A 14050-nucleotide genomic window follows, 5' to 3' on the forward strand; every position below is an offset into this window, starting at 1 on the left:
TGGTGTTTCGGGCCAGGATTGAATAGGATTATTAGATTCCAGGATCATAGCGCTTCAGGATTTCAGGATCATAGTTTCGGGCCAGGATTGAATAGGATTATTAGATTCCAGGATCATAGCGCTTCAGGATTTCAGGATCATGGTGTTCCAGTATTATTTTATTTTAGAATTATATAGTTTATCTTAGTTCACAAAAGAATCCCTATTTCTTACAGTAAATTTTAATTTATTAATATGAAATATGGCGATTTAACAGGCCAAATTATTGGCTGTGCAATGAAAGTTCACTCTTTTTTAGGCTCAGGTTTTCAAGAAAAGATTTATCAAAAAGCCTTGGGTATAGAAATGAGGATAGAGAAATTATCCTACAAGGAAGAAATGACGATGAATATTTTTTATCGTGATATAAAAATTGGGTATAGAAGGGTAGATTTTTTTGTTGAAAATACAATTATGTTAGAATTGAAAGCTGTTTCAGAATTAAACGATGCACATCTTGCGCAGGCGATTAACTATCTTGAAGCATATAAACTGCCCGTAGGATTATTGATCAATTTTGGAAGCAGAAGCTTAACTTTTAAAAGAGTTTATAATACGAAGCACCCTGATAACAAGAGTCGTGATTAGTGTGATTTAAGTCTCGACACAAAGAAGATATAGGCAGGATTGATATGATTTGAGAATGGTAAGATTAGGTTGTCGATAAGAAGTGAATTTTATGAGGCCTGATCTTGAAATCCCATCATCTTAAAAATCCTAGCTTATCGCGGTCATGATTTCACCATATAACAACCCACTACCCCCACCATAATGCTGGATAATTTTCAGGCCTGGGCCTAAGACGAGAAGCTTATTTTTCAGTTCAGCTTCTGATTCCTGATCGATTCCATTTCCAAGTAAAACCAAGTCAATGTGTTGTTCTTTACAAATGGAAATGGCTTCTTCATTTTTACAAACACATAAGCCCTTCCATTCGGGCCTGGCATTTAACAAGCGGTTCATTACTGCTGTAATTTCTGTATCCCGGCCAATATAAAGTATAGTAGTTTGCATAATCTTAAGTTAAAATATATCAAAAAAAAAATCGCCATTCCGACTGATACACCGATTTTTCATCGGTGGCAAAGTGGAGAAATACTTGGTCTCTACTCCAAAATTTCTCCTCCAAAGGAGTTCCTTTGGAACTATTTCTGTCGAAATGACGATTCTTTTATATTAATTCAGTTCCATCGGAACATCCATCAATAAAACCTCTGCATCTGCAGTATTGGCTTTAAAACTAATGCTGTCAGTATCCCAAACGCCTAATCCATCTCTTTTGCTCAACACTTGTCCGTTTATGGTTACTTCGCCATTGATTACGAAAGCATAAACACCGTTTCCAGCTTTTTTGATTTTGTATTCCGTTTCAAAGCCTTCATCAAACTTACCTAACGAGAACCAGGCATCCTGGTGAATCCAAACACCGGCATCTTCAGCATTTGGCGATAAAATCTGCTGAAAGTTATTGTGCCTCGCTGCAACATCCAATGTTTGCTGATCGTAACGCGGCGTAACATTTTTCTTGTTAGGGAACAACCAGATCTGCAATAAGTTTAACTGCTCATCTGCATTTGCGTTAAACTCGCTGTGGCTAACACCTGTTCCGGCACTCATTACCTGGATTTCTCCATTTTTAATTACGGCCGAATTACCCATACTATCTTTGTGGGCAATTGCACCAGCCAATGGAATGGTAATAATTTCCATGTTATCGTGTGGGTGCGAGCCAAAGCCCATTCCACCATCCATACTGTCGTCATTTAAAACCCTTAAAACTCCGAAGTGCATCCTTTCTGGATTGTAGTAATTAGCAAAACTGAATGAATGGTGTGCATTTAACCAACCATGATTAGCATGACCGCGGGTGTTTTCTTTGTGCAAAATAAACTGTGACATAAATTTCCTTTCTTGTTTATGATACAAATTTACAGCAGCTATGTTTACCAAACATTGATGTAGGGTAAGAAAGTAGTTGGGAGTCCAGAGTCCTAAGTCTTGGGTCAATCACCGATTGTGCCTTGCCATTACAGCATCGCTGTTAAGCTCCCTTAACGCATCTAATGCCACCCAATTTGCTTTTTTATTGTTTTGTGCTAGAATGTTGTTTGCGGTTTGGATGGCATGCTCATGAAGAAAAACATTTCGCTTGCCAATTTGCCTCAATGCCCAGTTGATTGCCTTTTTAACGAAATTCCGGTTATCGTAAGCTTCTCTTTCGATGACCGGAAGAAAACCCAGAAAAGTTTCGTCGGGTTCTTTCTTGAGATGTACGGCTGCCTCGGCCATCAACACAAAACCGGTTCGTTTTACAAATTCTGCTTTGGCCTGGGCAAACTCGAAGGCCTTCGACTTAAAATAAGGCGTTTTAACGAAAAGATTTCCGCAAGCCTGATCACATATATCCCAGGAACTAAAATCACTCGCCCACGCATTTATTTGCGTTTCTGTCACCTGTTTATGATCGCCGATGATGGTTGCTAAAAGCTGGGCCTCATGAAACCCGGTCTCCCAAAGCAATAAAGACAGTTCCTGATTCTTGCCAATTTGCCTGGCCAGTTTTCTGATACTGGGCAAACGGGTACCAAATGCTTTAGAAGTATCGATCCCAAAATGAGCCATCTTTTTTAGATAATCAGGCTCGCTGATGGATTTTAATTCGGAAAGGACAAAATCTAGATCATTCATTATACGAATTTAGTGTTTTTGAAAGACTTCCGAAGTTTAGGCAACGCGCAGGCCTTTGAAACTTCGGAAGTCAAAAAAAGGCTGCCGTAAACGATGCCTCATACTGCACTATAACATAACCAATCCTTAATACTGTTTCAGCTTTAAGTTTACATCGATCTTTTAAACTTGTTTAAATTTAACCATAACGACCAACTTTTAAAACCCATGCAAAAAAACATCATATGGATGCTATTAGCGTCTTGCCTATTCACATTTTCCTGCAAAAAGAACAAATTAGCTGAAGAGGGGGCCAGCACAACAAACCAAAAGAAAAATATGCTAATGGCCAACACTACCTTAGCCAGCGCTGCCGCAAGCGTAAATGCCTATTCAAACACATCGGCCTACATCAACACTGGTTTTTCATTTTTAAATCCAACACAAATTGATAAAAACCGCCAGGCTATTGGCGGCAGTGCTTACACCGAGGTATATGGCTTTAATGTCCCAGAAGAAAACCGGGTAAGGGGTATAAGATGGAATGAAGACGATGAAACTACATCGATATGGCGCCCACAGGGAATTGCCGGTTTCTCCAGAAATGGTGTACGTTATTTATTGATAAGCTGGTATGCCAAAGATGCTGCAGAGAGCAAAGGATCGAGAATAACCCTTATCGACATCAGCCCAAGTTCGAGTACTTATTTAACGTACAGGCACATTTTACTGGTACAGCCCACAATTCCGGCCGGCACACTTGATTATACACAATATGGTACTTATGCGCCCTTAAATGTACATGCCGGTGGTGTAGCTTACTTTAATGGTAAAGTTTATTTAAGCAGTACAAGTTTGGGATTAAGGGTATTTGATTTAGACAAAATTATTGAAGTAACTACAGGAACAAGCACTGATGATAAGTGTGGCAAAGATGCCAATGGAAATCTTTACGCTTTTAACTACAGATACATCCTTCCACAAATAGGTTATTATAAAATTAACGATGCAAGTCCTTTTTCAACCGTACAGGTAAATTATGAAAACAATCAATTATGGACAGGACAATATTATGCAGGAAGCGCAGATGCATCGATTGTTCCCAAAATATTCGGGTTCCCGATAAACACATCGGGAGAATTGCAGAATTCGGGCATACAGACAGTGATTCCAAAAAACAGTCTGTTTACTTCGGATCATGCGCATGGCATACAAGGCGTTTTTAGAAAAGGAAACAGAACCTGGCTTTCTTGCACAGGATCGCCCAGCGAATCGTACGGATCTACAGCCCGCTTAGCAAGATATACAGATGGTGATACCAATACCGTTAGATACAGATGGCCATACGGCGCTGAATCGTTATATCTTGAAGCACAATATGGATATTTATGGAGTTTAACTGAATTTGAACCCAATGCCGGAGCTCAAAACGGCAGTCAGGTTAACCGTTGTATTTTTGCTGTAGATTTTTCAAAATACGAATAGCAACCATAATCAAACAATAAAAAGGGAGATTTTTCAAGAAATCTCCCTTTTTATTTATCTATTTTTAAGCATGTATTAAGCTAATGCCTGCTCAATATCAGCTAAAATATCGTTGATATGCTCCAAACCAATTGATAAACGGATGGAACCCTGCTCAATACCAACTTCGTTACGTTGTTCTTCGGTAAGTTTGCTGTGTGTACTGGTAGCAGGGTGTGTTGCAATGGAACGGGTATCGGCCAGATTTGCTGAGATAGAGAACATTTGCAAACCATCCATAAACTTACGTGCAGCATCTATACCGCCTTCAACCACAATGGTTACAATACCACCACCCTGTTTCATTTGCTTTTTGGCAATGTCGTACTGCGGGTGCGAGGGTAAAAACGGATACTTTACCAGTTTAATTTTCGGGTGTTTTTCTAAATATTCTGCAACTTTTAAGGCATTTTCGCAATGACGGTCCATACGGATGGCCAAAGTTTCTAAACTTTTAGATAAAATCCATGCGTTAAAAGGCGATAACGCCGGCCCACTGTGACGGGCAAAAGCAATCACATCTGCAATTAAATCTTTGGTCCCTAAAATAACGCCACCCAATACTCTTCCTTGTCCATCAATATATTTGGTAGCCGAATGAATGGAAATGTGCGCACCATATTTAATAGGTTGTTGCAGATACGGCGTAGCAAAGCAATTATCAACAACTAATAATACATTGTGTTTTTTAGCCAGATCGCCCAAAAATTCCAGATCGATAATATCGATACCAGGATTAGATGGCGTTTCTACAAAAATCATTTTGGTATTGGGTTTAATCAAAGCTTCCCAATCCTGTGGTTTGTCTAAATCCGCATAATCGAAAGTTACACCCCAGTTAGAAAAAACGTTGGTTAATAATTGATGTGTAGAACCAAAAACCGATCTGCTCGAAACCAAGTGATCGCCATTTTTTAAAAACGCACCAAATGTGGTAAAAATAGCAGCCATCCCTGTAGCTGTGGCGAAACCATCTTCAGCCCCTTCTAACAGGCACATTTTCTCTATAAACTCTGATGTATTTGGATTTGAATAACGGCTATATACATTCCCTTCCTTTTCGTTAGCAAACAAAGCACGCATTTCTTCTGCATCTTCAAACTTATAACTCGAAGTAAGGTAAATTGGTGATGAATGCTCTTTGTGTAAACTGCGTTCGGTTTGAGTGCGTATAGCTATGGTTTCAAAATTTTCGGATTTCATTGTATTGTAAGATATGAGTATTGAGATGTGAATGCGAGATTTGAGACGTGAGACATAAGATTTGAGACAAGAGATTTTCCCCTCAACCTTAAACCCTACACCTTAAACCTTCACCCTACGCCTTGTTTATTTTATAAGTAAAATTAATTGTTGCAGAGCGGCCTAAAATGTTCGATACGGAGCAATATTTATCGAAAGTCATGGCTAGTGCACGTTCAACTTTTTGAACGCTTAAATCGCCAAATAAATCGAAGTGAATATCGATTACATCAAAAATAGGCGGCATTTCTTCCTCTTTTCTGGTGGCATTTATAGCGATTTTAATATCATCAAGTGGTTCCTTCTGCTTGGTTAATACATTTACCATATCAATGCCGCTGCAGCCACCCAATCCAATCAGTAACATCTCCATCGGCCTGAAACCTTTTCCTTCGCCACCAATGGCAGCTTTTGCATCCAACTCTACAGTAAAACCGCTCTCGTTTTCTGCTTCAAAATTAAATTTACCGCTCTTGCGGATCAGATTTATGTTCATTTTGTATAGTATCAAGTATTGAGTATCTGGTATCAAGCCCTTAAGCCTTCTACTTCCAACCTTCCACCTTAATTTAAATTTATTATTTAATACCTAACATTTTTGCTGTTCAAACGCTATGCGCTATGCGCCCAGCTTAAATACCATAAAATACTAAGTTATTTTCTTCCAGTTCGGGCAATTTAACCGGATGGTCGAAAATTGCAAAAACCGACGAACCGCTACCACTCATTAAAGCGAATGTTGCGCCTGCATCGTATAAACTGGTTTTTATTTGACGAATTTGGGGATACTTTGCGAATACCGATATTTCGAAATCGTTGATAACCTTATTTTTCCATGTTGTTGGATGCAAATGTATAATTTCTTTTAACGATTGCAAAGGTTTTTGCGGTTTTACATGTGCATAAGCATCAACTGTACTCACGTGCACAGGCGGTTTTACCAAAACTTTAAACCAGGCTGACAAATCTATTTCACACTTTTCAAATTCATCACCTTTATTAAATGCATAAACGGGTTTGTTCTCGATAAAAAAAGCACAGTCTGCCCCTAGCTGGCGGGCATAACCTTCCATTTTATCAACAGACATCCCCAAAGTGAATTTCTCATTTAATAATTTGATCAGAAAAGCACAATCTGCCGATCCGCCACCCAAACCTGCACCAACTGGAATGTTTTTCAATAAATTGATCTGCTGCGCCGGAATATCATAATCCATCTTTACCAATTGATAAGCTTTAAAACACAGGTTATCGTTCGGGTCGCCAGGGATATCAATCCCATGAATTTTGCACGAAGTTACCTCAGCATCGGTAATTTCGACCGAATCTTTAATATTGATCGGATAAAAAACGGTTTCGAGGTTGTGATAACCATCAGCACGTTTTTCGGTGATATTTAAGCCTAGATTTATTTTTGCGTTGGGAAAAGATAGCATGTTAGTCCTGAGTCGTGAGTCTTAAGTCGTGAGTCCATGGTGCCGAAACCAGCAGCCGTCTCATTTGCAAACATACAAAAGTGTTTTTACTGGCTTAGGTTTCTTTGCATTTTATGTCTTTAGTCTTTTTGGAGCGCAATAACAGTAATCATGGGATACTTTGTTCCCGTGTTACGCTTTTACGCTTCGCTTCGTCATACCTCCTCGCATCAGGGTAACGCTGCACCCGGGGCTAAGGGGCCAGTTGCTACTTCTATCGGGGTTGATGAAGAAACCGTAAATTACAAACCTGATTGTAGTGGAAAGCCCACAGCGCTGGACTTGAAACGAAAAGCAGGGCAGGTGGCTGCCATTGGCACAGTACATTCATTTCCAAAAAAACAATTATCAGTACAATGTTAGTAAATGCCCAGTGTGTATAAAAATGATTCCGAACAGCTGATAAATTTTAGATATTTGTAGTTAATTAATTATTTACAATTTAAAAGCCCTTAAGGGGTTTGGGGTGTATGAAACAATATTTAGATTTAATGCAGCATGTGCTTGATCATGGCGCTCAAAAGCACGACCGTACCGGCACCGGAACAATAAGTGTTTTTGGTTACCAGATGCGCTTTAACCTTCAGGAAGGTTTCCCGATGGTGACGACAAAGAAACTGCATTTAAAATCTATTATACATGAGTTAATCTGGTTTTTAACCGGCGATACCAATATTAAATACTTAAAAGATAATGGCGTTCGTATCTGGGACGAATGGGCTGACGAAAACGGCAACCTCGGCCCGGTTTATGGTTCTCAGTGGAGAAGCTGGCCAACACCAGATGGGCAACATATTGATCAGATCACCAATATCATCAATACGATAAAGAACAATCCCGATTCGCGCAGGATTATTGTTTCTGCCTGGAACGTTGCTGAAATCGAAAATATGGCTTTGCCCCCTTGTCATGCCTTTTTTCAATTCTATGTGGCTGATGGGAAGTTAAGCTGCCAGTTATATCAGCGCAGTGCCGATATTTTCCTGGGCGTACCTTTTAATATTGCATCTTACGCTTTATTAACCATGATGGTAGCACAGGTGTGCGGCTTAGCAGCCGGAGATTTTATCCATACCCTCGGCGATGCACATTTATACAATAACCATATCGAACAGGCCAACCTACAATTAAGCCGCGAGCCTAAAGCATTGCCAACCATGAAAATCAATCCTGACGTAAAAAGCATTTTTGATTTTAAATTTGAGGACTTTACGCTGGAAAATTATGAAGCGCATCCGCATATTAAAGGAATAGTGGCAGTATAATTGGTTCATTGGTTAATTAGTCATTCGTTCATTAGCCATTAGTTCATTTGTTTGGGTGCAGAATTGAATGCCCTGTTTTAAAAAAATCATCCCTTTAATTTACTTAATCAAGAGAAATCATGAATTATAAATTAGAGGATTTAGAAGTCTATAATTTGTCAGTTAAAACTAAATGCTTATATAAAATATATTGGAAAAAATTTAAACAAGTCTTAACTTGTCGACGCATGCTGGGATCATACTTAGAAATTATGCTTAATGCATTTGCAGACACTAATAAACAAATGACTAATGACTAATGAACTAGAAAGCCCTTCGCTTTCAATTGCCGTAGCTGTAGGCGAGAACTTCGCAATAGGGAAAAACAACCAGCTTTTATGGCACATGCCAGCCGATTTAAAGTTCTTTAAACTAACCACTTCGGGGCACACAGTTGTGATGGGCCGCAAAACCTTCGATTCTGTAGGTAGACCGCTACCTAACCGCAGAAATATTGTAATTACCAGAGATCCCAGTTTAAAAATAGACGGTGTTGAAGTGGTAAATAGTTTAGATGAAGCTTTAGCAATTACCAAGGCAGAAGAAAAACCGGTATTTATTGTGGGTGGTGCTGAAATTTACAGACAGGCTTTGTCAAAAACCACCACACTTTATTTAACCACCATCCACCACAATTTTGATGCAGATACTTTTTTCCCTGAAATTAACCGGAACGAATGGAAATTAATCAGCAGCGAAGCCCACAAAGCCGACGAAAAAAACAAGTACGATTATACTTTTGAGGTTTTAGAAAGGATTTAACTCAAATTAACCGCAAAGAACGCGAAGAATTTCGCAAAGAGCGCAAAGCATCTTATTTACAATTGATTCATGTGAACAGATACTTCTACGTCAGCAATCTAAACCCGATATACGTGGATGCCGATTTTTCATCGGCAGAAACATTAGCGGAACTGAACCAAAGCCAAAAGCTGCTGCACCTGCTTTTCTAATCATTTGGCAACATAACAACATGAGTATTCAGTAAAACGGTTAGCAGGCAAAAAATAAGATTATTGCCTGATAAAAATTAATGTTAATAAATTATCAATTAAGGGGTTCTATAATTTAAAAATTTAATTAGATTTGCCGACTTGTTAAAAAACAGCGAAAGACAAATTATTTTAAACAAACAATGCAAGGAAAAGGTTTTATTAAGTTTATAGCGATAGTATTAGCTATCGTTTGTGCGTACGCACTTTCTTTTACTTTGGTAGCATCCAAGGTAGAAAAAGACGCAAAAAACGCTGCGAAGGGTGATTTGGCCAAAGAAAAGGCTTACTTAGATTCGATGAGTACCGTTAAAGTTTATCCAGTAGTTGGATTTACTTATCAAGAGGTAAAAGCGAAAGAGATTAATTTGGGTTTAGACTTAAAAGGCGGAATGAACGTAACGATGGAGATATCGTTAGCAGAGTTGGTAAAATCATTAGCGGGCAACCCTACTGATGCTAACTTTAACAAAGCAGTTCAGAACGCACAGATCCAGTTAAATGCCGGTGGTAAAGATTACATCAAAATTTTTGTTGATGAATTCGAAAAATTAAGCCCTGGAGTAAAACTTGCAGATTATTTTTCTAACCAGGATAACGCATCTCAGTTAAAACCTAGCGCAAGCAATGGCGATGTTGAATCTTTCTTGGAAAAAGAAGCAACCAGTGCGATCGATCGTTCATTTACAGTTTTACGTTCACGTATTGATGGTTTCGGTGTAGTTAGTCCGAACATGCAAAAACAAGAAGGTAGCAACCGTATCTTAATCGAAATGCCAGGTGTACAAGATAAAGAGCGTATTGCTAAACTTTTACAGGGTTCTGCCGAATTACAATTCTGGCAGGTATACCAGGTACAAGAAGTTGCGCCATTGTTAGAAAACATTAATAAAATTTTAGCTGCAACATTAAAAACTGATGCGCCTGCAACTAAAGATACAACTGCTGCTCCGGCTGCTGGCGGTAAATTAGCTGGCTTAGAAAAAGCTGCTGCTAAAGACACAACGGCTAAAGGTGGTAAACTTGCCGGTTTGGGTAAAAAGGATTCGACTGCGGTTAAAGCTGAATTACTTAAATCTAACCCATTGTATGCTGTTCTTAACCTTCCTATTTACCAAGGCGAAAACGGACAACAACAATTAATGCCAGGTGCAGTTGTTGGTATGTCGCTACAAAAAGATACTGCAAAGGTTAACTCATACCTAAAACTTCCAGAAGTTGCTGCATCTATTCCATCTACGATGAAATTTATGTGGAGTGTTAAACCTAGAGAAGGTTCGAAAATTTTCGAACTATATGCTATTAAAGTAGTAAGTGCTGATGGCAAACCAGATTTAGGTGGTGAAGCAATTAGCGATTCGCGTGCAGATTTTGATCAAAAAGGCAAACCAGAAGTAACCATGTACATGACCAGCGAAGGTTCTGCTAAATGGAAAAAAATTACCGCTGAAGCTGCTGCTGATCCAAACAACAAAAAATCTATTGCAATTGTATTAGATAACCAGGTTTATTCTGCTCCTACCGTACAGAACGAAATTGCTGGTGGTGTTTCATCAATCACTGGTAACTTTACACAAGCCGATACTAAAGATTTATCTAATATCTTAAAAGCTGGTAAATTACCTGCTCCTGCACGTATTGCAGGTAGCTATGTAGTTGGTCCGACTTTAGGTGCACAGGCTATTCACGATGGTTTAATCTCATTTGTAATTGCCTTTATCGTAATCTTAATCTTCATGGCGTTGTATTATCACCGTGCAGGTTGGGTTGCCAACTTTGCATTGTTGATCAACTTATTCTTCATCATTGGTATCTTGGTATCACTTGGTGCAGTATTAACCTTACCTGGTATTGCGGGTATCGTATTAACCATTGGTTTGTCGGTAGATGCAAACATCCTTATTTTTGAGCGTGTACGTGAAGAGCTTGCACATGGCAAGAATACTGCTACTGCAATTAAAGAAGGTTTTAAACATGCAATGCCTTCAATTATCGACTCAAACGTTACCTTATTTATTTTAGGCGCTATCCTTTACGTTTTTGGTAGCGGTCCGGTTCAAGGTTTCGCAACTACATTATGTATCGGTATCCTTTCTTCATTATTTGCAGCTGTAGCCATTTCGAGAGTAGTTTTCGAATCGTTATTAAACCGCAAAATCGATGTAAGTTTCGATAATAGCATTACCCGTAACGCATTTAAAAACATCAGTTTCAACTTCGTTGGCCGTCGTAAAATTTACTACGTAATCTCTACCATCATTATTATTGCTGGTATTGGTATGTACTTCAAAAATGGCGGATTAAACTTAGGTGTAGATTTTAAAGGCGGTAGAACTTATTTGGTTCACTTCGATAAATCGGTTAACACAGAAGATCTAAAAGCTAAGTTAAACCCGGTTTTCGGTAACGAAACACCTGAGGTTAAAACTGCAGGTGAAGATAGCCAGGTAAAAATCACTACTACTTTCCACATCGAAGATCAGGATATTAAAACTGATAAAGTTGTAGAAGATGCTTTAAACAAAGGTTTAGCCGGTTCTAAATATGAAATTGTAAGCTCACAAAAAGTTACGCCTATTATTGCAAGTGATATTGTAAACGGTGCTTTCTATGCAGTATTGATCTCATGTTTATTCATGTTTATCTATATCGTAGTGCGATTCAAAAAATGGCAGTATGGTTTAGGTGCGGTAATCGCATTGTTCCATGATGTGTTAATGGTATTATCTTTCTACACTATTTTAGACGGTATTATGCCATTCTCATTAGAAATCGGTCAGGATTTCATCGCAGCAATTTTAACGGTAATGGGTTACACCATGACGGAGACAGTTGTTGTATTCGACCGTATCCGTGAGAAATTAAAAGAATCTGGTAAAGAAGATTTACACGGTGAAGAGCGAAACAACTTAATCAACTTCGCATTGAACAGTACGTTAAGTCGTACCATCTTAACCTCATTAACTGTATTCTTCGTGTTATTGGTAATCTTTATTTTCGGTGGCGACAGCATCCGCGGATTCATCTTCGCATTGTTAATCGGCCGTATCATTGGTACATATTCATCATTATGTATCTCTACTCCTATCGTAATCGATTTGGGTAGTTCAGCTGAGAAAAAATAAAAGATTAATTTCTTAAAATATAAGCGCTCCGATTTATCGGGGCGTTTTTTTTTTATGCATGCTTTTTTACTACCAAGGCACAAAGTTTTTTTTTGAAAAGCAAGGGCTGTGGTTCTTCGGTTCCGATAGTCCTGCTGTTCGTTTTATTTCGCTGCGCTCCATGTTCACTCCCATCAGGTTTAATTAACTTAAAACAGTGCTAAGAAAACTACAAAACCCGGCTTCGTCATGCCAGCGTTATATCTTTATTATTAAGCAAGAATAACTGCCAAAACCTTATTTTATAAACCTTTTGGCTATCTTTTTGTTACATTAATAATAGATAAACCGATAAGAAAATGGATTTACAACTTCCTAAAAGCGAATACCCTAGAGTAGTTATAGTTGGCGGTGGATTTGGAGGAATTGAGTTAGCTAAACGTTTAAAAAACAAACCCTTTCAGGTGGTTATGCTCGATAAACATAACTACCATACTTTTCAACCCTTACTTTATCAGGTAGCTACTGGAGGTTTAGAAGCCGATTCGATCGCTTTCCCACTAAGAAAGATTTTTAAAGGACAGAAAAATCTCGTTTTCCGGGTAACCAAGGTTACCGAAGTTAATGCAGCAGAAAACTGTTTACAAACCGATATAGGCAGAATTAATTACGATTATCTTGTTATTGCTACAGGTTCTACCAGTAACTTTTTTGGCAATAAAGAAATCGAGGCAAACTCCATGCCAATGAAATCCATCCCAGAGGCACTGGATTTAAGAAGTTTGATTTTACAAAATTTCGAAAAATCACTAATCGAAAAAGATATAGATAAAAAGAGCGCCCTATTAAACTTTGTAGTGGTTGGCGGTGGCCCAACAGGCGTTGAAACCTCTGGAGCTATTGCAGAGCTTAAAAAACATGTGATTCCGAACGATTATCCAGAGATGGATCTAAGCAGGGTAAACATTTACCTGATCGAAAATTCGCCCGAATTATTAGGTGTAATGTCGCCACAGGCACAGAAAAAAGCCAAAGATTTCCTTACCGATATGGGCGTTCAGATCATGAACGAAACAAGGGTAATGAGTTACGACGGACATACCCTTACCTTGCAGGATAAAGCACCAATTTTAACTTCTACCGTTATTTGGAGTGCTGGTGTTAAAGGTGAAGTTTTGGGTGGTTTAGACAAAGCAGAAATTGTTCGTGGTGGCAGATTGAAAACCGATACGCAGAATTTAGTGGTGGGTTATCAAAATGTTTATGCCATTGGAGATGTAGCCGCTATTATTGATGAAGAAACACCTAACGGTCACCCAGGGGTTGCACCAGCTGCCATACAGCAAGGACACCAACTGGCCAAAAACCTGATCAATATCAAAGAAAATAAACCTTTAGAGAAATTTAAATATTTCGATAAAGGCTCAATGGCTACAGTAGGCAGAAACAAAGCCGTAGTAGATATTGGAAAAATTCGTTTTCAAGGCGTTTTTGCATGGTTTACCTGGATGTTTGTACACTTAATGACTTTGGTAGGCTTCAGAAACAAGATTATTGTTTTCGTAAATTGGGTTTGGAGTTATTTCAGTTACGATAGAGGAACCCGTCTAATTATCAGAACCTTTGCAAAAGACCGAAGCGTGGATTATAGAGACGAGGTACCATCAGTAAAGGAACAAGTTAAAGTATCTTAGTCTTTAGTC

Annotated in this window: 13 protein-coding genes; 7 read left to right on the forward strand and 6 right to left on the reverse strand. The window is 38.7% G+C overall.

All coding sequences use genetic code 11. From position 1 onward, the window contains the following. Nucleotides 1-234: 234 nt before the first annotated feature. Nucleotides 235-627, forward strand: coding sequence for a GxxExxY protein (locus tag ACTJKN_RS24410; RefSeq protein WP_440828269.1), 393 nt, complete (start codon nt 235-237; stop codon nt 625-627). Nucleotides 628-756: 129 nt separating this feature from the next. Here ACTJKN_RS24410 and ACTJKN_RS24415 read toward each other — a convergent pair whose 3' ends face one another. From ACTJKN_RS24415 to ACTJKN_RS24425, 3 genes are all read right to left on the reverse strand, one after another. Next, nucleotides 757-1053 carry a hypothetical protein gene (locus ACTJKN_RS24415; protein ID WP_440828270.1) on the reverse strand — a complete coding sequence of 99 codons (297 nt, stop codon included), beginning with the start codon at nt 1051-1053 and terminating at the stop codon, nt 757-759. A gap of 162 nt (nt 1054-1215) precedes the next feature. Next, nucleotides 1216-1938 carry a pirin family protein gene (locus tag ACTJKN_RS24420; protein ID WP_440828271.1) on the reverse strand — a complete coding sequence of 241 codons (723 nt, stop codon included), beginning with the start codon at nt 1936-1938 and terminating at the stop codon, nt 1216-1218. Nucleotides 1939-2046: 108 nt separating this feature from the next. Beyond that, entirely contained in the window at nt 2047-2727 is a 681-nt protein-coding gene (locus ACTJKN_RS24425) for a DNA alkylation repair protein (protein WP_440828272.1), read from the reverse strand. A 207-nt stretch (nt 2728-2934) separates the two neighbouring features. Between ACTJKN_RS24425 and ACTJKN_RS24430 the strand changes: the two genes are divergently transcribed. Continuing rightward, entirely contained in the window at nt 2935-4191 is a 1257-nt protein-coding gene (locus tag ACTJKN_RS24430) for a hypothetical protein (RefSeq protein WP_440828273.1), read from the forward strand. 75 nt (nt 4192-4266) lie between these two features. Here ACTJKN_RS24430 and ACTJKN_RS24435 read toward each other — a convergent pair whose 3' ends face one another. The 3 genes from ACTJKN_RS24435 to ispE form a co-directional block, all read right to left on the reverse strand. Next, nucleotides 4267-5433 carry a trans-sulfuration enzyme family protein gene (locus tag ACTJKN_RS24435; protein WP_426324908.1) on the reverse strand — a complete coding sequence of 389 codons (1167 nt, stop codon included), beginning with the start codon at nt 5431-5433 and terminating at the stop codon, nt 4267-4269. Between the two features lie 115 nt (nt 5434-5548). Next, a complete protein-coding gene (locus tag ACTJKN_RS24440; protein WP_440828274.1) occupies nt 5549-5968 on the reverse strand; it encodes an OsmC family protein in 420 nt (139 codons plus the stop codon). A gap of 136 nt (nt 5969-6104) precedes the next feature. Further along, a complete protein-coding gene (gene ispE, locus ACTJKN_RS24445; protein WP_440828275.1) occupies nt 6105-6908 on the reverse strand; it encodes a 4-(cytidine 5'-diphospho)-2-C-methyl-D-erythritol kinase in 804 nt (267 codons plus the stop codon). A 150-nt stretch (nt 6909-7058) separates the two neighbouring features. Here ispE and ACTJKN_RS24450 point away from each other — a divergent pair, with 150 nt between their 5' ends. The 5 genes from ACTJKN_RS24450 (at nt 7059) to ACTJKN_RS24470 (ending at nt 14041) form a co-directional block, all read left to right on the forward strand. Continuing rightward, entirely contained in the window at nt 7059-7310 is a 252-nt protein-coding gene (locus tag ACTJKN_RS24450; RefSeq protein WP_440828276.1) for a hypothetical protein, read from the forward strand. 107 nt (nt 7311-7417) lie between these two features. Beyond that, entirely contained in the window at nt 7418-8212 is a 795-nt protein-coding gene (locus ACTJKN_RS24455) for a thymidylate synthase (protein WP_440828277.1), read from the forward strand. A gap of 291 nt (nt 8213-8503) precedes the next feature. After that, nucleotides 8504-9013 (forward strand): dihydrofolate reductase, encoded by a 510-nt coding sequence (locus ACTJKN_RS24460; RefSeq protein ID WP_440828278.1) that lies wholly within the window; start codon nt 8504-8506, stop codon nt 9011-9013. Nucleotides 9014-9386: 373 nt separating this feature from the next. Continuing rightward, a complete protein-coding gene (gene secDF, locus ACTJKN_RS24465; protein WP_440828279.1) occupies nt 9387-12368 on the forward strand; it encodes a protein translocase subunit SecDF in 2982 nt (993 codons plus the stop codon). Nucleotides 12369-12706: 338 nt separating this feature from the next. After that, nucleotides 12707-14041 carry an NAD(P)/FAD-dependent oxidoreductase gene (locus ACTJKN_RS24470; protein WP_440828280.1) on the forward strand — a complete coding sequence of 445 codons (1335 nt, stop codon included), beginning with the start codon at nt 12707-12709 and terminating at the stop codon, nt 14039-14041. Nucleotides 14042-14050: the final 9 nt, after the last annotated feature.

Origin of the sequence: Pedobacter sp. 22163, from assembly GCF_052045595.1 — a bacterium.
Classification (GTDB): Bacteria; Bacteroidota; Bacteroidia; order Sphingobacteriales; family Sphingobacteriaceae; genus Pedobacter.